Genomic DNA, 23,315 nt, shown 5'->3' with positions numbered 1-23,315 from the left:
GGATGCGGCAAGTCAGAGCTCCGTCTCGCCCGGGCGCGAGAACAAGCACACGCTCATCGACGGGCTCAGCCATTAGCGAGCCCCTTCTCTGCATCAGCCTGCAGGCGTCCCGAAGGGCGCCCGGTAAAATGGGCCTGTCCCGTCAACACACCGCGGAACTCGGTCAGCACGCGGCCGATCTGCACGCCCTTGTCGGTAATAGTCATCTCGCGGATGTGGACCTCGTGGGGGCCGCAGCGGCGCTTCATCACCGACGCGGCCCGCCGAACGACGCCCTCGGATTCGAAGTAGCGGAGCATGAGGGCGGCGTCCGTCAGGTAGGACACGTCGACCGGGGCGGCGACCGAATCGCCCATAAAGCCGTCCTGGTTCATCGTCAGCACAGTCACGACGTTCTGGTAGCTCAGGTAGGTCAGCAGTTCGTGGAGGTGCATCGAGAGGTGCCGCTCGTCGGGCATGCCGCTGAGATACCCGTTGAGGCTGTCGATCACCACGAGGCGAACGCCACTCGTCTCGACGTCGCGCCGCACCGTGTGGGCCAGCTCGCCGGGCGTGAACTCGGCCGGGTCGATCTGCCTAACCCTCAGGCGCCCGCCCCGGATCAGCTCGCTGACACCCATGCCCAGACCCTCGCCCCGGGCCACGTACGCGCGCGCGGTTTCGTCGAACAGGAACACGGCGACGGGCTCGCCGCGCGCCACCGCCGAGACCGAGAGCTGGCTCGCAATCGTGCTTTTACCGACCCCCGCCGGTCCCAGGATGAGCAGGCTCGCCCCGCGGTCGACGCCGCCACCGAGCATGGCGTCGAGCGGCGGCAGGCCCGTGGACACCTCCTCATCCTGCGGGGCCTCGGTGTGGTCGGCGGCGACCAGCCGCGGGTAAACGTGTATGCCGCCGGTCAGGATGCTGACATCGTGGAACCCTTCCCGGAACGCCACCCCGCGCAACTTATGCACCCGCAGCCGGCGCCGCTGGCGGCCGAAGTCCGGCGACGCCTGGTAGAGTGCGAGAACGCCCTGAACTACGCCTTCGGCAGATGGGTCGCGGGACGAATTATCCGATGTTCTCTCTTGAACGAGTAAGACCGTGCATTTCCGCCCCACGAAGTACTCCCGAAGTTCGAGCACCTGGCGCCGGTAGCGGAGCGGATCGCGGGCCAGCAGCTTGATGTCCGAAAACGGGTCGAACACCACGCGGTCCGGTGCGACCGCGTCGACCACCCTCTTGACGGCCTTGGTAATCTCGTTCAGCTCGATGTCGGCGGGCGAGAAGAAGGAGTACTGTTCGTCGGGAGCGCCACTTCCCGTTTGGGTGAGATTTCGAATCTCGACACCCGACAGGTCCCAGCGGTGCGATGCTGCCGTGGCGCGAAGCTGGGACTCGGTTTCAGACAAGCTGATCCAAAGCGTTTTTTCACCGCGTCGTTTGCCCTCGAGCAGGAACTGGAGGCCGAGCGTCGTCTTGCCCGCACCGGCGTCGCCCTCGACGAGGTAAAGGTGCCCCTTGGGTAGCCCTCCGCAGAGAACGTCATCGAGCCCAGGAACGCCGGTCGAAACGAGAGGGAGGGAATCGTCTTGATTGTTCATACTTCGTTCCGAATGTGCGTTCCTCTCCGTCCGAGGAGCACTGTCAGCGGTTGGGTCCAAAATCCTGGGAACGGGGCCGCAACGGGGCGATGACTATAGCACCTTCTGTGCCACAGATCGGCCAGCGTTCAACACGGTCCGCTCTCGGCGATGTGTGAGCCGTTCGGGGAGACGAGGGGGGGCATCCTAACTGCGGAACTCGACCGACACGACAACTCGAATTGGCGGGTCGCAAATCAAGCGGCGGCGGAGTGATTGAAAGATGATAAGGCATTAATCAAGGGGATGGCGCACTGCGTCAGCCGCTCTCCCCTCAGGACCGGCGCACTCGCCGTCGGGGCACACGCGCGGTAAGCGACACGGCCAACCCCACCGCCGCCCCTCCGAGAGTGGTGCGTGCCAACAGCCCGAACCCGAGTCGCGCATTTTAAACGAAGGGACCAATCTCCCACATCACGTTAGCGACAGGCTCGGCCCGAACGGTACGAACCGGTCCCGCACGCTGTGAAGAGCGTCGAAGGGCTGCGCGTCTCACTTCTGTGGCGCGGGTGAGGCCAGATACACGGCGTTGATGCACACCAGTTCGACATCCGCCCGGTACAGCGAATCGTCGCTCTCGGGATCGGTCGCCCGGTCGAACGCTTTTTGCAGGTCGCGCGGCAGGTGCGGGCGCACGAAAGCGCGCAGGTGCTCGAAATGGTAACCCAGGAACGCGGTCGCGGGTGGGTCGAACGGGGCGGCCCGGTCGAACGGGTACGTCACCCGGCGCACGGAGCGGAACCCGGCCTCTTTGAGCACGCCGCGGAGCCGCCGGGCCGGGGAAGTCTTCGCCCCGTCGCCGTACTCCTGTTCGGACGCCGCGCGGACCGCCAGCGGTAGCGCCGCTTCCAGTTCGACGGGCCACGGCAGCAGCACCCGGTGGAACTCATCCACCTCCAGGATGGCAACCACACCGTCAGGCTTGACCGCGCGAGCCATTTCCCGAAGGGCGCGGCCCGGGTCCAGGCTGATGAGGCTTTGGGCGCACCACACCAGGTCGAACGTGGCGTCCCCGAACGGGAGCCGATAGGCGTCCGCCTTGACGACCTCGGCCCCGGCGCCGACGGCGTCGCGGGTGCATCGCAGGTACTCGTCGTTGGAATCGATCGCGGTCAGCCGCCCCCGGAAACGCTCGACGAGCCGGCGCGAGTAGAACCCGTTGCCACAGGGCGCGTCGAGCGCGCGGCCGCCGGCGGGCATCGCGTCCACGATGCCGTACAGTTCGGCTCGGAACGCTTCATGAAAGGACGACTGGTAGGCGTCGTAATCGGGGGTGTTCGACATCGTACAGTGCGGGTATGGGGAGAGCCCGGCCCGTGCCGGGGCGGGCCGGGTGTCGGGCGATCAGGAGGCATGGACGCGGTCGGAACCCGCGACCTTGACGATCTTGTTGGAGACGCCGAGGAGCATGAACGGGGCCACCCACAGGCCCACGAACTGCGGGGGCTCCTTGCGGCTGATCGCGCGCAGGGTGGGGGACCCGACTATGGACGCCCCGGCGGCCCACAGGAACCAGTCGGACGGCGCTTGCGCGGTGTAGTTCTCGATGTTGCGAGCCACGCGACCCTCAGAGTGCCGTTCGGCGTTTTCGGTGCGCTCACCGGCGCGCATCTGGGTTGTGTTGCTCGTCATGCTGCTCCCCTTTGAAATACCGCTCGTACCTCGCGGTGGGGAGCGACGTGACGCAGGCAGGAGATTCCGTCGTATTTATGTAATTGATTTTGAAAAGATTTATGATCATTATTCATTTTGCAATCGGTGCTATTGTTGTAAAGTGACTTTGAAATCAAATTTGATTGAAATAAATGCCGGCGCATCGTTGCAGGAAGGTATAGAGGCGGGCCGGGGAACCCGAGTCCGAGTTGCTTCCGGCGCCACTCACCGCTGCACGCCGCGTGCCGTTTTTACCCGTGTAGGCATCATGTTCGTTGGAAGGAATCGTGTTATTCTTTACACGGCGAGGAATGAGCCGCTGTTGAACGTCTGGAACTTCAGCGTCATGAGCGAGGCGAGAGACTCGCGGTGGTCCGTGGGGATGCGATCGAGGCACTCGTCGATGGCCGCCCGTAAGGTCGCGACGCCGGCGTCGTGTAGGCCCGCAGGGCCGTACCCTTGGTGAACCGCCACAGCCACTCAATCACGTTCAGGTTCGGCGAACACGAGGGCCGGAACAGCAACACGAGCCTCAATCGCTTGGCTTCGGTCCCCACCGCTACTCCGCTGATGGCGCGCGGTATTCAGAACCAACGTCGCCGTTCCGGTGACCGGTGCGGGAACCGGACCATCGTATCCGAAGGCATGCGGATACGATGGTCACGCGGATTAGCTCCCGAGTCACGCCGTTTCACGCCCCCCAAGGATGTAGTACCTTCGCCACCCCGGGGCCGCGCCCACGAACATCCGCACCGGTCACTAGACGCCGCACAGGAACGACCCCGGCGCGAAGTGAGGGGCGCCCACGAAGAACCCCGCTCCGTTGCCCGGCACGCGCCGGCGCCGGCACCGGACCCAGCCGACGCCACCTCCGGCCACGACTTTATTGAGGGGCACACGCGCCTGGGTGTCGTTTCGCCGCACGCCCGTCAACGTCTTGATGCGCCCGGTCGCCTCGGCGACGGTATGCGGCGGGCGCTCGCGGAACTCGGACCCAAGGGCGCCCGATGTGTCTCCCGCACCCCGGCCGGCAGGGCCCACCGGAACGCCCTCAAACCGACTACCACGTGCCGGGCCGCCTGGCGTCGGCACGCCGAACACATGTTGTCCAGCGGTTCGGGCGAGAGAAGTGATACCGGTCGTTTTTACTGCGGGTCTGCCGGGCCGAGGCGGCCCGAGCGTTGTGACCGACGAAGGGGCGTGAAGGCACACTAACGAAAACGGCCGGGAAGGCCCCCGGCCGTCGCGGCTCGTCAACCGGCCGCTCAATAACGGATGATCACGTCCATCGTCGCGGTGAACAGGTCCGCTTTCCCCTCGAACGGGCGGCTCGTGTTGTTGTGGTCGTACCGCACGCCCGGCCGCATGATCAGCGACCGCACCGGCGAGTACGCCAGGTTGTACGCCACGTCGGTGTACAACCCCTTGAACCCGGTGCGCACGCCCTTAGTGTCCTCGAACAGTTCCACCCGCAGGTTGCTGGTGAGGTTGTCGCAGTGCTTGTAGATCAGGTACTGCGCCGCCCCGTACCACGTCGCGGACCCGGTCCCGCCCGCCGGCAGCGGGGTGTTGTCCATGTGCGAGAACGTCGCGTCGGCTACGTAGGTCAGCTTGTCGGTCAGGTTGTGGGTGATGACGGCGTTGTACACGTTATACAGCGGGAACGCCTGGTTCGTTTGGTAGTTGTTGTCGTTCAGGACCACGTTGAACGCCGCGGTGGTCTTCCCGTCCTTCGGGGCCCACTTCAACTGGCCCAGGTAGGTGAACCGGTTGGTCGGGTCACCGAAGAAGTTGTCCGTGCCCACCGAGAACCCGTTCGACACGGTCCAGGTGTCGTTCAGCGGGGTGATGGCCCACACGCCGGAGTGGGTGAACGGATTGTACTGGAACATGTACGACCGGCTCAGGAACGGGGTCTCGGCCCCCTGCACCAGTTCGTACCCGACGTGCGTGGCGAACCGGCCGACGCGGACCGTCGAGCCCTTCGGCCCGAGGTTCGGCATGAAGGCCTCGGTGTACACCTGGAACAGGTCGATCGGGTAGTAGTTCGGGAGCGCGCCGTTGCGCCCGGCCGGTTTGAGTTGGTCGTCCCACAGCCCGCGGCCAATCGAGAACCGGGCGTCGGTGCCCGGCAGGATCCAGTCGGTCCGGAAGCCGAGTTGGAATTCGTCCTTGCTCGCGTCCACCTCTTTCGCGACGCGGAAGTAGTTCTGGTTGAACTGCCAGAAATCCCCGCGGTCGTTAAAAGTGATCGGCAGGTTGTTCCGGTTCGCGGTGCTGGCGGTGTAGTTGCCCTGAACCCAGCCGTCGACCTTGATCCCCTTATCGTCGAGCCACGACCCGAACCGGGTGGTCGAGAGCAACCGCTGGAGGGCGTACGGCTCCGGCGCCGGCGGCTCGTCTTTCTTCTCTTCTTCCTTCGCTTCGCCGTTGCCGTTGCCGTTGCCGTTGCCGTTGCCGTTGCCGTTGCCGTTGCCGTTGCCGTTGCCGTTCGTCGCCGGCGGCATCCCCGTCATGGGTTGCGTCATCGGCATGGGCGCGGGTTGCGTGGCGGGCAGCGTCATGGGCGGCTGACCGACCGACGTCGCGGTGAGCAAGAGTAGCGCGTTCATGTGATCCTTCCTTGGGCTGGATTGGAGGTCGCGTCGGGCGCTCCCGGTTGTTCCTTGCGTCGGCCCTTCCTGAGCCGTCGTTCGGGTTGACTCGCGAACTTCCAGCGAGATTTCGGATCGACCAACAACGTGCGGAACAGGCAGCGGAAGCGATCGACTGCGAAGAAATTACTTTGCCCACGTACCGGTTGTACCGGCTGTTCCGGTGAGGATTAGCATTAGCCTCATTTATGGGCTAAAGCCTGAAGTTGAAATAGCAGGCACCAATGCGCAGTAAATAGGCGAATGCCCAGTGGTGTAGCAATAAGTCGAAGAGTGCCAATTTGCTGTAAGTATCTATCAATTAGTATCTTGCAACCAATTTTCTTCTTTTCTCGCACGTGGCACCTCGTCTGCCTTCCAGCACCCCTGTTCCCTCCCGTTTACCAGTTAGCATCAGTGCTGAGAAACTGGTGCTTTCCCGCCGCGGTGTGCGTAACCAAGGTGCGTAATGCAAGTTCGCCGTCTCCTGTTCGCCTCCCTCCTCTTCGCGGGCTGCTGTTGGCTGCCCAGCGTGTGGGCACCCGCCTCGGGCAGAGCGTTCGCGCAAGAAGAGAATAAAAAGGCCACCAAGGCAAATCCGGATGACACTGAGACAGCCATCGCTGAGTTGAAGAAGGCACTCAAAGCGACAGAAAAGGAACTCGATGCGACCAAGAAAGCGCTCAATGAACTGAAAACGGGCACGGCAGACGTTAAGGCCACCGCGACAAAGGTTGCCACGCTCGAAAAGGAACTCGCGGCTGCGACCAAGACCTCTACCGGACTGAAGGCCGACCTCGCTAAACTCACCGCCGATGTAAACGCGGTCAAGGCCGTGAGCGGCGACGGCAAGGCCACTGCCGAGAAACTCGTCGCCCTTGAAAAAGGCGCAGAAGACAGCAAGAAGGCCGCCGAAGGTCTGAAAAAGGACGCCGAAGACCTCAAAAAGACGGCCGAGAAGGGCGCGGCTGACGCGGGCAGCGCAGCGACCGTGGGTAAAGAGCGCGGCGACACCGCCTGGATGCTCGTGTCCAGCGCGTTCGTGCTACTCATGGTGCCCGGACTGGCGCTGTTCTACGGCGGCATGGTGCGCCGCAAAAACGTGCTGGCCACGATGATGCACAGCATGGCGGCCCTGGCGGTGGTGGGCGTGTTCTGGGTCACGATCGGGTACGCGCTGGCGTTCGGGCCGTCGGTCTTCAAGATCAGCGCGCTGGGCGCAACGGACGGCGGGCTGATCGGTTGGAGCTGGGATCTGGTGTTCCTGAAGGGTATCGAACCGGGCGCGAAGCTCCCGGGGTACGACATCCCGGTGTATTTGCACGTCATGTTCCAGGGGATGTTCGCCATCATCACCCCCGCGCTCATCAGTGGGGCCGTCGCCGAGCGCATCCGGTTCTGGCCGTTCTGCCTGTTCATGCTGCTGTGGGTCACGTTCGTGTACTGCCCGCTGGCGCACATGGTGTGGGCGTGGGACTGGTTCGACACCGCGCTGCCCGCGGCGAAGCGCGGCGGGCAAGCGATCGGGCTGTTGGGCAAGATGGGCGCGCTGGACTTCGCCGGCGGTACGGTCGTTCACATCGCCGCGGGCGTGGCGGGCCTCGCGTGCTGTCTCGTTCTCGGCAAGCGGGCGGGGTACCCGAAGCAGATCGCCCACCCGAACAGCATGGTGCTCACGCTCCTCGGTGCGGGGCTGCTGTGGTTCGGCTGGTTCGGGTTCAACGGCGGCAGTTCGGTGAACAGCACCGGGCTTTCGGTGTCCGCGTTCGCCGCCACGCAGGTGGCCGCAGCGGCCGCCGGGTTCGCCTGGATGCTGGTCGAGTGGGTCCACAAGGGCAAGCCGACCGCGCTGGGCCTGGCGTCGGGCATCGTCGCCGGGCTGGTGGCGGTCACCCCGGCGAGCGGGTACGTGTACATGTGGGGCGCGGCGCTGATCGGCGTGGCCGCGGCGGTGATCTGTTACATCGCGGTGGCGCTCAAGAACGTGCTCGGGTACGACGACTCCCTCGACGCCTTCGGCGTCCACGGGGTCGGCGGGTTCGTCGGTGCGGTGCTGACCGGTGTGTTCTGCTCGCAACTGATCCAGCCCGGCAGCGCCGACGGGTTGCTCGCGTACCCGGTCCACCGCGCCCGGCTCGAGGCCGTCACGAAGGACGAAGGGAAGCTGATCAAGGACGCGACCGCGGCGAAGGACGCGGCCGAGAAGGCCGCGAAGGACAAGGAAGAGGCGACGGCGGCCGAGATCAAGGCCCTGACCGACGCCAAGGACGCCGCGGAGAAGGCGTTCAACGACGCCCCGGTCGGCAAGCGCGACGACCAAGCCAAGGCGCTCACCGAGGCGAAGGACAAGCTGAAGGAAAAGACCGACGACCTCGCGAAGGTGCAGGACGAGGCCGGGCTCAAGGCGGACGCGCTGAAGAAGCTTGAGGACGACAAGGCGCTGCTGCAGCCGATCATCGACAAGCAGGACCTGGACGGCAAGTCGGCGATGTCCCAGCTCATCATCCAGACCAAGGCCGCGGTGGTCTCGGCGGTGTTCGCGTTCGTGCTGAGTCTGGTGCTGGTGGTGGTCACGCAGGCCGTCACGCTGGGCAACTTCAAGACCAGCGAGAGGAGCGAGGCGGAGGGCCTGGACCGCACCGAGCACGGCGAGGTCGGGTTCGACTTCTCGGGCGCGACGGAGTCGGTCACGGTGGCCTCGACCGAGCCCCGCGCGGCGTCCGCGCCGCGGGGCAACGGCCGGTTCGAGGTGCTCGTGGCCGGGGTCGACGCGAAAGAACTGATGGAGGTGTGGTCGCGGCTGTGCCAACCGACCGACGGCACGCCGGACAAAGACTTCGTCGCGGTGTACCCGCACGTGACCACCATCCGCGGCACCACCTTCCGGTGTCGCGACGGGAACCCGGACGCGGTCGCCAAGCGGCTCGCCTCGCTGTTCACCCGACTCACCAAGAAGCCGGTTACGGCGACCAAAGCGTGACCGCGGGTGCGCGCGTGAGTAAAAGGCGACCGGTCCGCGCCCCCGCCGGTCGGCCTTTTACTCACGCTCCCCACTCACCGTTGCTTTCACCCACACAGACACAAATACATGAAACTTATTGTTGCGATCATCCGCCCCGAAAAGCTCGAAGACGTGCAAAAGGCGCTCGCGGAGCGCGACGTGTACCTGATGACCGTCAGCGACGTCCGCGGGTGCGGTCGCCAGCGCGGGTACACCGAGGTGTACCGCGCGACCGAGGTGCAGATCCGCCTGATCCCCAAGCTGAAGCTCGAGATCGCGATCAACGAGGCGTTCGTCGAGGCGACCGTTGAGGCGATCGTCCACGCGGCCCGCACCGGCGACACGGGCACCATTGGCGACGGCAAGATCTTCGTGCTGCCGCTCGAGGACTGTGTCCGCATCCGCACGGGCGAACGCGGCTCCGAAGCCATCGGGCCGTGAGTGCCCGCACGGCGCCGACCGAGATCAGGTCCTTTGCTAATACTACAGCGCAGGGTTGGCGCAAGTGGTGATTCTTCAGGGCCTGTGCCCACGAAGAATCAGGACTTACGACCGCAACTGCGGCCATGAAATAAGGACTTACGGCGATCCTACGTTGTAGTACTAAGGGTGCCCCTGTAGGTTTTGGCACTCGGACTTTGGCATAATACAGCGCCTCTGGTTGTCCCCGACTCCGCCGCTCGACATCGGCTGCGCTCAACGCGGCCTGGCGGCGCGGCCGGCACGCCCATGTACGCATCTCCCAACGAGCATGAGGCTCGTCTTGTATCACGGCACGCCACGGGCATAAAAGGGCAACTGCCGAGGCGCTGTAGTATTAGAGTCCCTGCGCAATTACTCGCATTCTTGCCGTAACTGTTGCTGCGTCTGACTTTACGACCGAAAGTCTACGAGGTGGCTAAAGCTACCACAACTCCACCAACAAACTGCACTTGTGGCAAGCCTGTAGCTATTGTGCAGCGACTCTATTGACGGGACGGTGCAAGACACGCCCGATACGCCCGTGATCAGGACGAACGCGCCGTACATCATCGGCCGTTACTCACTCGCGGACGTGCCCGTCGCCGGTGACGACGAACTTGTAGGTCGTCAGCTCGCGCAGCCCACACGGGCCGCGCGCGTGAAACTTGTTCGTGCTGATACCGATTTCTGCGCCTAACCCCAACTCGAACCCGTCATTGAAGCGCGTGCTGGCGTTCACCATGACCGCGGCCGAATCGACCCGACGGGTGAACGCCCGGGCCGCGCCGATGTCCCGCGTCACGATCGCGTCCGTGTGGTGCGAGCCGTAAGTCGCAATGTGTTCCACCGCTTCGTCGAAACCGGCGACCACCTTGACCGAGAGGACGAGGTCCAGGTACTCGGTCCGGTAATCGTCCTCGGTCGCGGCCCGCGCGCCCGGGACCCGTCGGCACGTTTCCGGGCACCCGCGCAGCTCGACGCCCTTTGCCTGAAGCGCGGCCCCGGCGCGGGGGAGGAACTCGTCGGCCACCCCGGCGTGAACCAACAGGCACTCGGCCGCGTTGCACGTCCCGGGGCGCTGGCACTTGGCGTTCACAATGATGCGCTCGGCGACCGCGAGGTCGGCCGCGGCATCGACGTACACGTGGCACACGCCGTCGAAGTGCTTGATGACCGGCATGCGGGCTTCGGCCGCGACACGCTGTATCAGCGACTTCCCGCCGCGGGGAATGGCCAGATCAATCAAGTCGTTCATCGCGAGCAGGTGGCCGACCGCTTGGCGGTCCGTGGTCGGTACGAGTTGCACCGCGTTCGCAGGAAGCCCCGCGCGCACCAGTTCGATGCTCAGAAGGTGGTGCAGGGCGGTGTTCGAGTGCAGGGCCTCTTTGCCGCCGCGGAGGATGACTGCGTTGCCACTCTTCACGCACAGCGCCGCCGCGTCGGTGGTGACGTTCGGGCGCGATTCGTAAATGAAGAACACCACGCCGAGCGGCACGCCGACCTTGAGCACCTGCAGCCCGTTCGGTCGCTCGGTCGCTTCGCGCACTTCCCCGACAGGATCGGGGAGCGCCGCGACCTGGCGCAGTCCCTCTGCGGCAGCGGCGATGCGCTTCGGGTTGAGTGTGAGGCGGTCGATCGCTGCGGCGTTCAGCCCGAACCCGGGCGCGGCGGCGACGTCTTTCGCATTCTCCGCGATCAACTCGTCCTGATGCGCGAGCAGTGCGTCAGCGGCCAACAGCAGCCACCGGTTCTTCGCGGCGGTCGGGACGGTGGTGAGTACGCGGGACGCGGCCTTTGCCCGCTGGGCGAGACCGAGGCAGAGGGCGGACAGATCGTCGGGCGCGAGCGTGCTCGCGGGGAGAGCGGCGGACACGGTGAAATCGCCTCAGTGCTTGTGTTGGTCGATGGCGTCGAGCAGAACAGCGGCGTCGCGGGCGCCCCTCACGTCGTGAACGCGAAGGATGTGGGCCGCACCGCGGGCCGCCGCGAAACACCCGACGGCCAACGAACCGGGGTCGCGTTCGGTCAACTCGCGCCCGCAGAGCTTCCCAATGAAACCTTTGCGGGACACGCCCAGACACACCGGTCGATGGAGGTCCGCGACCGTGTTCAGGTTCGCAAGCAGGGTGAGGTTGTGCTCCAGCGTCTTCCCGAACCCGATACCGGGGTCGAGGCACACCCTTTCTGGAGGGATACCGGATTCGCCCAGAACCCGCAACCTCTCTTGCAGGTAGCCGGTGACCTCCGCAACTACGTCGCTGTACTGCGGGTTGTGCTGCATTGTGGCCGGTTCGCCCCGCATGTGCATCACGACCGCACCGGCGCGGAACTCGCGTGCGACTGCGACCATCGCCGGATCGCGAAACCCGGCCACGTCGTTAATGACCGCTGCTCCGGCTGCAAGGCTCGCGCGTGCGACCTCGGCTTTCATCGTGTCTACGGAGAGCGGCACGTCCGTCCGCTGCGCCAGCTCCGCGACGACGGGCACCACCCGCTGTAACTCGTCCGCGAGAGAAACGGGCGCCGCCCCCGGACGTGTGGATTCGCCGCCGATGTCGAGGATGTCGGCGCCATCACGGATCAGTTGTAGGGCGTGCGCAACAGCCGCAGAGGGGTCGAAGAACCGCCCGCCGTCGGAGAAGCTGTCGGGGGTGACGTTGACGATTCCCATCACCAGCGGGCGCCGCCCGAAGTGAATGACGCGATTCCGGAGGTGCCACACGAGTGGAGACATTACAGAAGAACTTATCCGCAGGCGGCCGCAGTGGGGGCGGATTTTGAAGGAGACGCGGAGTTGCCCCGTGTCTTTCAAAGTCCACCCCCACTGCGGCCGCCGAGGAACCGATCGTGCTTACTTGACCTTCTTGGCGAGTTCGGTTTCGATCGCCTTCGTGATCTCGGGTGCGTCCGGCTTGGTCTGCGGCTTGAAGCGCGCCACCACTGTGCCGTCACGGCCGACCAGGAACTTCTCGAAGTTCCAACTCACCGGTTCGATTTTCCCCTCTTTATTCGGGGTGGCTTCGACCAACGTCTTGTACAGCGGCACCTGCTTGTCGCCCTTCACGGCCACCTTCGCCAGCATCGGGAACGTGACCTTGTACTCGGTGCTGCAGAACTTCTTGATCTCTGTGTCGGTGCCGGGCTCCTGGGCGCCGAACTCGTTGGCCGGGACGCCGATCAGCACGAGCCCTTCCTTCTCGTATTTCTCGTGGAGCGCCTGGAGGGCGTTGTACTGGGGGGTGAGGCCGCACTTGCTGGCCACGTTCACGAACAGGACCACCTTACCCTTGTACTTCGACAGCTCGACGTCTTTTCCGTCGATGTCTTTCATCTTGTAGTCGAGCGGGCTCACCTTCTTGTCCTCCGCGTGACCGACGAGCGCGAACCCGGCGACGGCGGCGACGGCCGCGACTAACAGCGCCTTCATGCGAAACCTCGGGTGTGGGGCGAAGCGGGCGGTGCCTAGTGTAGACGGCGCGACCGCCGGGTGCTATTCACGGTCGCGGAATCCGTCCGGGTACACGCTGAGGGGCGCGAGATGAACCATCGGTTGAAGCAGGGCACACTGGCGGCCGCGGCGGCGCTAGTCGTATACACGACCGGTTGCAGCAACGCTCCGGTGGCAGGGTTCCTCGACAACTGCTTCCCGAGCAAGGTACGGGCAGATGGAGCGCCGAACCCCGGCCCGTCGGTGCAACCGGGCGGAGACGGGGGACTGCCGAAAAATAAGGACGACGACAAGCTCCCGCCACCGGATTTCGGCCCGAAACCGTAGCCGAATCTCATTTTGTGCGGTCACCTGGGCACGCCAATCGCCTTTCGGCAAGCGTAACGTCCGAACCCTTGTCCTCGCAACAGCAATCGAAGACTCAGGAACGGACCGCGCAAGTAATGCGCCCGATCAGCCGGCCCCATTTTGGACCCGACCGACGAAGCCGCGGTTCTGACGCGGATGTGATCTCGCTTGTTCCGGGACCAGAGCGGGCACGCAATGATCGGGGTATTTGCGGCGAGTCTACGTAGTGCCTGGAGGCAGAAGGACGTATCGCGGATCGCGGCCGACAGCCATGCGCCCCCCGAACCAAGTTCGGCTGTAATCTGCTATTCGAGTGCGCAACCGGAGCGACTCAGGAGTTCTGCTTTCCGTACAGCCTCTTACACGGCTGGTTATTTTCATCAAGCCAGTCAGTGTACACCAACCGCGGGGTTTTATCGGTTGGTGTTGCAACAACGGAACGCAGACACGCGGACTCGCCACTCATCACTTCATTTCTTCTCAGGCAGTTCCACTTCCACCTCGGCATCGAACACCAGCCCCGGGTCGCCGCGGCCAGCGAGGGTTTTCACCAACGTGCCGACCGTGCGGGGCGCGATTCCGGCGAACAGTGTCTTGCCCCCTTGCTTCACCTCCACGGGCTTGTCGAGGTCGGCGGTCCGGTCGTCGAACCGGACGATGAGCTTCGACACCTTTTCCGCGGTTGCGATCTCGACCGTCTGGCCGGCGCGGGTCGCGACCACGAGCGAATCACCCTTCGCCTCGCTCTTCGGGACCGCGAGCCAGTACGACCGATCGTGCGGCGCCCCGGTCTGCTTCCACACCACCTTCTCGGGCACCGGGTTGCGGGTGAACTTCGCCATCCACGGCAGCGCCACCTTGTCTTCGAGTCCCATCCAGTGGGGCTTGCCCTTGTGGATCTTCACGAAGTGCTCGTACCCCTTCGGGTCGTCCTTCTGGAGCTTGTCGAGCTGTTCGCCGTACTCCTTGCCAACCTTGTTGCGGTTGTACGCCGAGTCGTTTCCGCCCACCTGGAGCGCGAACGGCACGTTCCGCAGCGACAGCAGCGGCACGCCGTTCGGGTGCCCGGCCATCATCGCCGCGCCGGCCCAGTGGTCCGCCATCCGCGGGGCGAGCTGGTACACCCCGTCGCCGCCGGCCGAGTACCCCAGCACGTACACGCGGTTCGGGTTCACGTCCTCGAGCACGATCAGGTCCTCGATGAGCCGGGCGAACATGCGGTCGATGTGCGCTTCGTGCCAGAGGTTCCAGGTGTTCGTCGGCGCGCGCGGGGCGAGGTAAATGCCCTCTTCCACCGTGTACAGCTTCTTCTGGTTCTCCCACTGGCCGTCGTTCACCTGCTTCGGGGCGTTGCCGCCGCCGTGCATCGAGATCCACAGGCTCCGCCCGTCCTTCGGCTTGGCCCCGAACGTCTTGTACGAGAACGGCATCTCGAGCTTGTCTTCTTTGATGACCCGGTCCTTGATCTCGGCCGCGCGGTCCGTCTTGATGGTCGCGGCGTGCGCGTCCCACAGCAGTTGGCGGGCGGTCGCGGCGTCGGCCTTCGTCAGCGGGATTTTCGCGAAGGGCTTGTTGGCGAGGTCCGCGAGCGCCGCCGGCTTGGCTTCGAGCGCCGCCCGGAGCTCCTTCAGAGCCGATTCCGATTTGGCGGTCTCGGCCTTCGCGTCCGGCGCGGCCTTCCGCGCGTAGTGGTCGGTCACGTTCTCGCCCGGCACGCCGTGGTTCCGCGGCGCCCACACCAGCGGGAAGTGCTGCGACGACTTCTTGAAGCTCGCGGCGTAAATCGCGTGCTGGGGCTCATCTTTCTTGGCCTGCGCCGCGGCGCCGACGAACCACCCGCGGTCCAGCCCGGCCGGGTCCGGTTCGCAGGCGCCGGTGAAGTGCCAGCCCCGGTCCCAGATCTCGACCCAGGTGTGGTTCCCGCGCTTGTCCACCCACAGCGGCGTGCCGACCAGCCGGGCCGGGATGCCCACGGACCGGCACGCGTCGCTCAGCACGATCGACAGCCCCGTGCAGGACGCCTTCCCCTGCTCGATGGACTCCTTCGGGCTCTGGTTCGGCGCCCGCCGCTGCGTCGAGTACCCGAGCTTCAGCTTTTTGAACAGTTCCGCGTTGAGCGCCTGCACCGCCTCGGTGGGCGTCTTGCAGTCCTTCACCATCGGCATGCACAGCTCGTAGAACTCTTTGCGCCACGCGTCGCGCTTCTCGTCCACGTTCGCGTAGGGGAGCACGTCGTTGAGGAACAGCTCCTCGGGAACGTCCTTGCCCCACCGCGTTTCGTTGCGGGCCTTGTACGCCAGGTCCACGTTCGTGAGCAGGAACTCGGCCTTCAGCGCGGCGCGGTCGGCGTCCGGCATGTTGGCGATGAGGAACGCCATCCCCTTGCGCTGCTCGGGGGGGACGGCGCGCAGCGCCTGCTCCAGTTCCTTGCGGTTGTCCTTCGCGCCCGTGAGCGCGGACTCCACCTCGGCGTCCCACCACGGGGCGGGGTCGGCGGCGCGCAGGGCGCTCGCGGCGAATAGTACGACGGCAACGACGACGACACGGCTCGGCACGACGGGTTCTCCCTCAAAAAAGTGGCGTAGGCGACTCTCGCGGTGGGGCCATTCTAAACGGAACGCCGATCCGAACAAACACGTTCGGCAGACCAGCGGGTGCGCACCGCCCCACAGCGCCTCCTACCAAATCCAGTCGTTTCACGCTCCAGGTTCCAAGTTCCACGCAAAGCCAAACGGTACACGAATGGTCCGGAGCGTGTACCGAGTCCAGTCGTTTCCCGTTCGCGCGGTCTTGGCGATCGGGCGGGAGAGCCGAACACGCCGAGGTTACACGCGCCGGGCCGACAAACAACCAACAAACTTGAAACGACTGGACTGAACGCGGCCCGACACGCGCGGATTACTTCAGCCATACGGCACAGGACGCCCCGCGCCGTCCGTTACCCGCTACGGGGCGAAAAAGGCGGTTCACCCGGGGAGCGGTTCGGACTTAGAATAGGCCCATCGCCGCTCGTCCCACTTGCTCCGCCCCACGAGGCACACTGTGTCGATCGTTGCTCAGTGCCCACACTGCGAAACGCGCTTCACCCTCCAGTCGGAGATGAGCGGGAAGTCGATGCGGTGCCCGAACCTGGAGTGCCGCCAGGTGTTCACGGTGCGGCCGATGGTCGCCACCGCCCCGCCGGCGGCGGCACCCGAACCGCCGCCCGAGCCGAAAGCCCCGCCCAAGCCCGTCCCGAAACCGGAGCCCAAGCCCGCACCGAAGAGGCCGCCCAAACCGGCCGAGCCCGACATCGTCGAGGCCGCGATCGTGACGGCGGCGGTCGTCAAGCCGCCCAGGGTGAAAGAGGTCGTGTGGTCCGAAGGGACCGACGTGCCGCCCCCGAAGAAAGACAAGAAGCCGCTTAAGCCCGTACCCGCAGACGAACCGGACGACGAGATCGTTGTCCGGAAGAAGAAGAAGAGCAACCGCGCCCCGCTGCTCCTCGCGGGTATGGGAATCTTCATCGTCGCGGCGCTCGGGTTCGCGATCGTTTACATCCTGCAGACCGAGGGGAAGAAGGAAGATCAGCTCGCGGACAGCGCCCAAACGGAGTACCAGAAGGCCGAATACGCCGCCGCCGGCAAGCTGTACGAAAAGCTCGCGCAGGATTATCCGCGCAGCAACCGGATCAACAAGTACAAGTTCTTTGCCGACCTGTCCTCCACGCAGACGACCGTTCGCGCGGTGACCAACCGTCAGGACTACGAGCCGGCCCTGAAGCGGTTGACGGCGTTCCTCGAATCGCACAAAAGTTCCGACCTGATGAAGCCCACGGAGTACGGGCGCGACGTGCTCGAAGCCGGCAAAAAGCTCTGCGAAGACATCGCCGAGTACGCCGGTGACCGGGTGACCGCGTACCAAGCGGACCGCGCCAAGTCCGAAGAACTTTCGCACGCCGACGCGGCCGTCGCGAAGGGGCGTGAGCTCGTCGCGGCACTCGACCCGCTACGCGGCCCCGACGACCAGCCCCTGGACAAGTTGAAGGGGCGCTTCGACCAGGCGGAGAAAAGCGTCAAGCGGGAGCGGGACCGCTCGGCCGCCTTCGCGCGGGCCAAGGCGCAGCTCGAAAGCCCCACCGACGCACTGATCCAGAGCGCGGAAGCCGAACTCAGGGCCGCGGGCTTCATCGACGACCCCGAGGTGCGGGCGCTCATCGCGACCGCGAAGGGGAACCTCCGCAAGCTGGTCCGCTACACGGACGACCCGGCCCCCCCGGAGCCGGTCCCGCCGACCACGGCCACGTCGCTGCTGTTCGTCACCCCCGTCGGCAAAACCAAGCTGCACGAACCCGGCGTGGGTGCCGCGCCTTCGACCGTGTTCCTGTGCGTGGCCCGCGGCATCTTGTACGCGCTCGACGAGGACACCGGGACCCTCCTCTGGGCGACGCGGGTCGGGGCCGACATCACCGACCCGCCCGTTGTGACCCGCGTGACGCTGGCCGGCGGGCCGACCGACGTCGCCGTCGTTGCGTCCAACGTGGGCGGGTCCGCGGCGGTGTCGGGGCACGTTCTGAAAACGGGCGCGCCGCTCTGGTACCAGCCCCTTCCGGCCGCCGCCGGGCCGGCGGTGGTCGTGGGCGGGCGCGCGTTCGTGCCGCTCCGCGACCCCGAGGGGACGGTGTACGAGTTCGACCTCACGACCGGGCAACGGATCGGACACCTTCGCCTGGGGCAACCCCTGGCGGAGAGCGGGGCCGTCCTCCGCCCCGGAACGAACCTGCTTTACATCGCGGCCGAGGCGCGACGGCTGTACGTCATCGACGCGGGCGGCAAGGACGACGCCGGCAACCGCATCAACCCGCGGTGCGTACAAGTCATCGCCACCGGGCACCTCGCCGGCACCCTGCGCGTGCCCCCGCTGTTCGTCGGCCCCGAGGGCACCGAACCGGCCGACCGGTGGCTCGTGCTTTCGCAGGCTCACGGCCCCGCCGTCACCAACCTGCGCGCATTCCCGGTCGGCACCGTCGAGCCCCCGGCCGACGGCGCGACGGTGCCGGAAACGCCCGCGGCCCCGGCCGCCGAGGTGCCGGTCCCGGGGTGGGTGTGGTACCCGCCGGTGTGCGACGGCGAGCGCCTCGCCGTCGCGTCCGACACCGGCCAGTTCCGCGTGTTCGGCGTGAACCAGGCCGGGAACCTGGACAAGCCCCTGTTTCCGATGGCGGCGCCGGCCCTCCCGAACCCGCCGGACGACCGGCCCGTGCGCGGGCTGGTGATCCCGGTCGGGGAGTCGGAGTACTGGCTGCTGGCCGGGGGGCACTTGCAGCAGGCGCGGCTCGTGCTCGTGCCGAACAAAGGCCAGGACGTCGTACTGGCCGGGACGCGGGCCAGCGTCGGCGAGCCGGTTCACGGCCCGCAAATCAGCGCGCGAAAGGACGCGGCGTGCGTGGTCGTGCGGTCGGCGAACTCGTCCGGGTGCCGCGCGGTGGCGTTCGACCTGCGCACCGGCGAAGTGCGGTGGCAGCGGCAACTCGGGCTGGTGCCCGCCAAGCAGTCGTCGGCCGAACGGTGTGCCGGTCCCGTGCGTCAGGGCGACGCGTTCGTGCTGGTGGACGAAGACGGGGGCATCGTGGTCGTGCCCGCGGGGGGCGAGGTCGCCGCGAGTCAGTCGCTCGCCGCGAAACCGGAGTGGTTGGTCGCGTCGGCACCCGCGGGCGCCAGCGGGCCGACCGTGGTGGCGGCCACGGCGGACGGACAAACGGTGTTCGCGGTCACCCCCGTTACAACCAAGGACGGCCCCAAGTTCGTGGTCCGGCGGGTCGCGGGCGGGAAACTGCTGGGCGAGGACGAAATCGGCGCGCCCGGCGAGTTGGCCGGTCAGCCCGCGGTGGTCGGCGGGGCGCTGCACATCCCGACGGCGGACGGGTTCGTGCACCGGTTCATTCCGGGCGCCGGGGTGACCGTGCCGGCCGTGCTGGTTGCGGGACCGAAGTGGCGCGGCGACCGCCCCGCCGCGGCCGCAGCCGGTGGCATCACCCCGCTGTCCGATACGACGTTCGTGACCTCCGACGGGGGCAAGAAGCTGACCCGTTGGGAGTGGCTCCCGGGGGCCAACACGACCCGCAAGGAGCTTGGCGAGTGGGTCCTCCGTGAGGCGGTCGCGGGGCCGGGCGCCGCGGTGCCGGGCGACGCCGACGGGCCACCACGGCTGATCGTCGGCGACGTGAGCGGTAGCGTGTGGATGTTCGCGCCCGACAAGCCCGGCGCGCCGCTCCGGCGGTGGAAGGCGGGCGGCGCGCGGCTCCCCACCGGGAAGCTGAGTTCCGCGTTCGCGGTTCAGTCCGGGGAGGGCAACAAAACCGTGGTCGCTTACGTTGTGGACGGGAAAGCGGTCGCGGCACTCGACCCAGACCGCGACGAGGTGCTCTGGGCGGTGCCGCTGAGCGAAGACGCGAACGGCACGCCGGTCGGAGCCCCGCAACCGGCGGGCGCGAACCGGTGGGTCGTCACCGATTTGGCCGGGCGCGTACTGTTGCTCGACGGCGCGACCGGGGCGGCACTCGACACCAAGAGCGTGGGACTACCCGGAGCCGTTCCCGCGGCCGCGAGCGGGGTCGCCGGCGGGACGGCATTGGTCCCGCTGTCGGACGGCTCCGCGGTGCTGATTGAACTGAAGAAGTAACGGGGTGACGCGTTCGGCCCGCGCGCGGCGGGCCGAACGCGTTCTGACTACGGCGCGGGCTGCTCGCCGGACGCCTGCCGAACCGGCTCGGGGTCGGCCGCGCCGCGCGGCAGGGTGAGTTCGGTGAAGAAATCACGGGCCTGGGCGTAATTCGGGTCCGCCTGCATGGCGAGCTGAAGTTGCTGCTTGCTGTGCTCCGGATACCCCATGTGGTCGAGCAGCCCGGCGAGGTTGTGACGGGCCTGCGCCTCGGGCATGATCTGGCTCAGGGTCGCGAGCGCCTCGTCCCACTTGCCGATCCGGGCTTGGCAGAACCCGAGGAACTTCTTCACGTCGCGGTTCTCGGGGTCGATGTGGGTGAGCGCGAACTGGCACCACGCCACCGCCCCGGGCCAATCCTTCCAGCGGGCGTGCACGATCGCCACCTCGTGCGCCACCTTGACGTCTTTCGGGTGCGCCGTCAGGTACTTCTTGTACGCCTCGAGCGCCTTCTCCTTCTCCCCGACCTTGGCGTAGAAGCGTGCGATCCCGAGCATGGCGCTCGGGTTCTTCGGATCTTGTTTGAGCGCCTTCTGGTACCCCTCGCGAGCCATGTCGAGCAGCGGCTCCCGGCTCCCCGGTGCGGTCTTCTCATCGAACGCGGCGTCCATGCGCACGTCGGCGAGGGCCACGAGCGTTTCCGCCTTGGGGGGTTCCGTCGACGGCGGCGGGGTCAGCTCCACCGGTCCCGACGGCGTGGCCGCGTTCGCCCCCCCGCCCCACATCGATTTGGCCGTCGCAGTAGGGGCGGGTGTACCGGTCGTGTTCGGCATCTGCCCGAACGGTGAGGGTTGCACCGCGTTGCGGTTGCACCCGAGCGCGGCAGCGACGGCGCACCCGAACGCGAGCCACCGGAAACAAACTCGGCCGTCCATGGCCCACCTCGAATATGTGTTCGCGCTCCGACGCGCGACCGGGTCACGTGAACTCGGCGATGAAACTGGCCGAAGCTTCGACCATCAGGTCGCGCGTAAGATGCACGGGTTGCCGTCTGTATCGGCAGATGGACTGGACCGTTTCCAGCAAATCGCGACAGTCCGACGCCCGCGGCACGCGGCCCCTGGTGTAGTACCGCTCGTACAAGTAATCCACCGCACCCAGGTCGAAGTTCATTCCCAGTCGCTTACAGTTGGACGCGAAGATCTTCTCGTACACGTCCCGCTGCGGGGCCTGGATGCCCACTTTGTGGCGGATGCGGCGCAGGAAGGCGTCGTCCACCAGCGCCTTCGGGTCCAGGTTGGTGCTGAAGATGATGAGCTGCTCGAACGGCACCTGGAACTTCTTACCGCTCGCGACCGTGAGGAAGTCGTGCCGGTCTTCGAGCGGCAAGATCCACCGGTTCAGCAGGTCCTTGGGGCTCACGAGCTGGCGGCCGAAGTCGTCGATCAGGAACACCCCGCCGTTCGCCTTGAAGTGGATCGGCGCCTGGTAGAACTTCGACTCGGCGCTGTACTTCAGGTCGAGCATCGGCAGGTTCAGTTCGCCGCCGGTGACGATGACGGGCCGCCGGATGCGCACCCACCGCTGGTCCACGGAGCCGGTCGAGAGCAGCCGGCGGACGGCCGCGTCGGCCTCGTCCCCGTACTCGGCCGCGGTGTCGTCGATGACGTGCAGCGACGGGTCGAACACCGTGATGATGTTGTTGTCCGCGACGAACGCGTAGGGGATGTAAATGGACCCGCCGGCGGTGTTCATGAAGTCGCCGATGGCGCGGGCCATCGCGGTCTTCCCGTTGCCCGGCGGCCCGTAAATGAACACGCTCCGGCCGCTGATGATGGCCGGGCCGATGTTGTTGAACATCTCCTCCTTCAGCACCAGGTGGCCGAAGGGGGCTTTCAGCGCCTCGGGGTAGCACGTGAGGCCGGTTACGGTCTGCCGGTAGCACTGCTCGACGTAGTCCTCGAGCGGCACCGGCGCCGGCCCGACGTACGCGCACTGCTCCATCGCGGCCCGGGCGCGGTCGCGCCCCAAATCCGTCAGACTGAACCGGTAGCTCACCTCGCCCACCAGGTCGCCGCCGTCCACCTGGATCAGCTTCTCGTCCTTCAAGAACCGGAGCGGCTCGCGGATCACTTTGAAGGGCAGGCACAGGAACTGCCCCAGGTCGCGCCCGAGCATCACCCCGCGGGTGTAAACCGTGCGGAGCAGCATGTCGCAGATGAAGCCCTGCGTCAGCCCCGACTCCTTGAGCGACTCGGGCGACGCCGGCGCCTCGGGCGCCGGGTTCCCGTCCCAGTCCGCGACGACCGCGCTGCGGCTCAGACCCATATTGCACCAATTCGGAGTGCGGAATTCGGAACGCGGATTGAAAGCACGAAGAACGCAGAATCGGGCGCGCGGAATTGGGAACGCCGTTTATTCCGGGTTCCGAACTCCGCACTCCGCAACTCTCACTTCCGCCACTTCCCGCGGGTGATGATGAACAGGCACACGGCGCCGAAGCCGAGCGCGGCCATCACCACGCCGTTCTGCTGCTTCAGCAGCCCGGTCCAGTACTCGTAAAACTCGGTCCCGTACCCGGCGACGAGCGCGCCGGGTTCAGCCGCGGTCACCGGCAGTGCGGCGGCCAGCGCCGGGCCGACGGCCAGCGCGAAAGGCAGGATCGATCGGGTGGACATCGTGTGAACCCCGGGTGTGGCGGGCGCGTTAAGCTTAGGACACGAAATCGGGGCCGGGCGCCAACGATTGGCGCCCGGCCCCGGGCGGGTTATCTGATTGTCCGATTTACGAATTACCGCGGGGTGCCGGCGGGCGGCGTGGTCAGGCTGGTGCCGCCGCCCCCGGTGCCGATCGCGGCGCCGTTGGCGCTGCCGCTACCGCGGGCCCCGGAGTAGTTCTGTGCCGAGGTGCGGTAGGCGCCGGTCGCGAACTCGGCGTTGACGCCCGGGGTGGCCGGGTTGTGGACCGCGATCTCGTACTGGACCGGGACGTACGTGGGCACCGTCGCCAGGTACTTCTGAACCGCCGCGGCGCGCTTGGCGTCGAGCTCGGCCCGCAGCTCGACGATCTTGTCCGCGTTCGCGTCGGTCAGCAGGATGTCGTCGGTCGCGGCCTGGATGTACAGCTTCGGGTCCGGCGCCGGACGGGTGCGGGCAATCGAGTCCAGTTTGGCCATGCCGGCCGGCGTGAGCTTGTCGGTGCCCTGCTCGAAGTTGTAGGTGAAAATGGTCTGGTTCAGCACGTGCCCGTTGTGCACCTGTTGCGCGAACGGAGCAATCGTCGCCTGCCGGGCGGCGTGGTTGTACCGCTCCGGGTAACACGGGTCCACGTAGTTGCGGTACCGGTCGCCGAGGGTGGCCTCGCCGCCCCGGTGGGAGCCGGTGCCCACGCACCCGACGGACCCGAGCCCGGCGGTCAGAATCGCGGCCGCGGCGGCCGCACGCATCGACTTGGTCATCGCACTCTCCTCCTTGAGAACGAAATCGGGCGTCCTGCCCGAGTACCTT

At 66.4% G+C, this 23,315-nt stretch carries 19 protein-coding genes; 4 read left to right on the top strand and 15 right to left on the bottom strand.

Translation table 11 applies throughout. The annotated features are described in order from the left end of the window. Positions 1–65: 65 nt before the first annotated feature. The 6 genes from GobsT_RS26410 to GobsT_RS26390 form a co-directional block, all read right to left on the bottom strand. On the bottom strand, positions 66–1,586 hold the full coding sequence (locus tag GobsT_RS26410; RefSeq protein ID WP_010039105.1) for an ATPase domain-containing protein: 1,521 nt from the start codon (positions 1,584–1,586) through the stop codon (positions 66–68). Positions 1,587–2,117: 531 nt separating this feature from the next. Further along, positions 2,118–2,909 (bottom strand): class I SAM-dependent methyltransferase, encoded by a 792-nt coding sequence (locus tag GobsT_RS26405; protein WP_010039107.1) that lies wholly within the window; start codon positions 2,907–2,909, stop codon positions 2,118–2,120. Between the two features lie 60 nt (positions 2,910–2,969). Then, positions 2,970–3,185 (bottom strand): hypothetical protein, encoded by a 216-nt coding sequence (locus GobsT_RS26400; RefSeq protein WP_232068422.1) that lies wholly within the window; start codon positions 3,183–3,185, stop codon positions 2,970–2,972. 390 nt (positions 3,186–3,575) lie between these two features. Continuing rightward, entirely contained in the window at positions 3,576–3,752 is a 177-nt protein-coding gene (locus tag GobsT_RS38180; RefSeq protein WP_157506680.1) for a hypothetical protein, read from the bottom strand. Positions 3,753–4,037: 285 nt separating this feature from the next. Beyond that, positions 4,038–4,319: a hypothetical protein gene (locus GobsT_RS26395; protein WP_010039120.1), complete on the bottom strand. Its 282-nt coding sequence runs from the start codon at positions 4,317–4,319 to the stop codon at positions 4,038–4,040. Positions 4,320–4,543: 224 nt separating this feature from the next. Then, positions 4,544–5,890 carry an outer membrane beta-barrel protein gene (locus tag GobsT_RS26390; RefSeq protein ID WP_010039122.1) on the bottom strand — a complete coding sequence of 449 codons (1,347 nt, stop codon included), beginning with the start codon at positions 5,888–5,890 and terminating at the stop codon, positions 4,544–4,546. A gap of 490 nt (positions 5,891–6,380) precedes the next feature. Here GobsT_RS26390 and GobsT_RS26380 point away from each other — a divergent pair, with 490 nt between their 5' ends. Further along, positions 6,381–8,891 (top strand): ammonium transporter, encoded by a 2,511-nt coding sequence (locus GobsT_RS26380; protein WP_109570866.1) that lies wholly within the window; start codon positions 6,381–6,383, stop codon positions 8,889–8,891. A gap of 108 nt (positions 8,892–8,999) precedes the next feature. Continuing rightward, positions 9,000–9,353, top strand: coding sequence for a P-II family nitrogen regulator (locus GobsT_RS26375; RefSeq protein WP_010051757.1), 354 nt, complete (start codon positions 9,000–9,002; stop codon positions 9,351–9,353). A 601-nt stretch (positions 9,354–9,954) separates the two neighbouring features. Here GobsT_RS26375 and GobsT_RS26370 read toward each other — a convergent pair. The 3 genes from GobsT_RS26370 to GobsT_RS26360 form a co-directional block, all read right to left on the bottom strand. Beyond that, complete coding sequence (locus tag GobsT_RS26370) at positions 9,955–11,247, bottom strand: glutamate-5-semialdehyde dehydrogenase (protein WP_010051755.1); 1,293 nt, start codon at positions 11,245–11,247, stop codon at positions 9,955–9,957. A gap of 12 nt (positions 11,248–11,259) precedes the next feature. After that, a complete protein-coding gene (gene folP, locus GobsT_RS26365) occupies positions 11,260–12,108 on the bottom strand; it encodes a dihydropteroate synthase (RefSeq protein WP_010051753.1) in 849 nt (282 codons plus the stop codon). A 117-nt stretch (positions 12,109–12,225) separates the two neighbouring features. Then, complete coding sequence (locus tag GobsT_RS26360) at positions 12,226–12,801, bottom strand: glutathione peroxidase (protein WP_010045174.1); 576 nt, start codon at positions 12,799–12,801, stop codon at positions 12,226–12,228. 111 nt (positions 12,802–12,912) lie between these two features. Here GobsT_RS26360 and GobsT_RS26355 point away from each other — a divergent pair, with 111 nt between their 5' ends. Continuing rightward, positions 12,913–13,149, top strand: coding sequence for a hypothetical protein (locus GobsT_RS26355; protein ID WP_010045177.1), 237 nt, complete (start codon positions 12,913–12,915; stop codon positions 13,147–13,149). A gap of 352 nt (positions 13,150–13,501) precedes the next feature. On the opposite strand, the gene GobsT_RS41245 is transcribed toward GobsT_RS26355, so the two are convergent. Beyond that, complete coding sequence (locus GobsT_RS41245) at positions 13,502–13,636, bottom strand: TIGR02996 domain-containing protein (protein ID WP_157506879.1); 135 nt, start codon at positions 13,634–13,636, stop codon at positions 13,502–13,504. A 4-nt stretch (positions 13,637–13,640) separates the two neighbouring features. Continuing rightward, entirely contained in the window at positions 13,641–15,725 is a 2,085-nt protein-coding gene (locus GobsT_RS26345) for a transglutaminase domain-containing protein (RefSeq protein WP_010045179.1), read from the bottom strand. 487 nt (positions 15,726–16,212) lie between these two features. Between GobsT_RS26345 and GobsT_RS26340 the strand changes: the two genes are divergently transcribed. Beyond that, complete coding sequence (locus GobsT_RS26340; protein WP_010045182.1) at positions 16,213–19,830, top strand: outer membrane protein assembly factor BamB family protein; 3,618 nt, start codon at positions 16,213–16,215, stop codon at positions 19,828–19,830. A 47-nt stretch (positions 19,831–19,877) separates the two neighbouring features. On the opposite strand, the gene GobsT_RS26335 is transcribed toward GobsT_RS26340, so the two are convergent. From GobsT_RS26335 to GobsT_RS26320, 4 genes are all read right to left on the bottom strand, one after another. Then, positions 19,878–20,744 carry a tetratricopeptide repeat protein gene (locus GobsT_RS26335; RefSeq protein WP_010045184.1) on the bottom strand — a complete coding sequence of 289 codons (867 nt, stop codon included), beginning with the start codon at positions 20,742–20,744 and terminating at the stop codon, positions 19,878–19,880. Between the two features lie 43 nt (positions 20,745–20,787). Then, positions 20,788–22,137, bottom strand: a complete 1,350-nt coding sequence (locus GobsT_RS26330) for a P-loop NTPase and SpoVK domain-containing protein (RefSeq protein ID WP_010045187.1) — start codon at positions 22,135–22,137, stop codon at positions 20,788–20,790. 122 nt (positions 22,138–22,259) lie between these two features. Then, positions 22,260–22,487: a hypothetical protein gene (locus GobsT_RS26325; protein ID WP_010045188.1), complete on the bottom strand. Its 228-nt coding sequence runs from the start codon at positions 22,485–22,487 to the stop codon at positions 22,260–22,262. Between the two features lie 113 nt (positions 22,488–22,600). Further along, positions 22,601–23,266, bottom strand: a complete 666-nt coding sequence (locus GobsT_RS26320) for an OmpA family protein (protein WP_010045189.1) — start codon at positions 23,264–23,266, stop codon at positions 22,601–22,603. Between the last annotated feature and the right edge of the window lie 49 nt (positions 23,267–23,315).

Origin of the sequence: Gemmata obscuriglobus (genome assembly GCF_008065095.1) — a bacterium.
GTDB classification, from domain to species: domain Bacteria; phylum Planctomycetota; class Planctomycetia; order Gemmatales; family Gemmataceae; genus Gemmata; species Gemmata obscuriglobus.
Note: the sequence above shows the minus strand (reverse complement) of the source record. Positions and strands in the feature narration are given on the sequence as shown.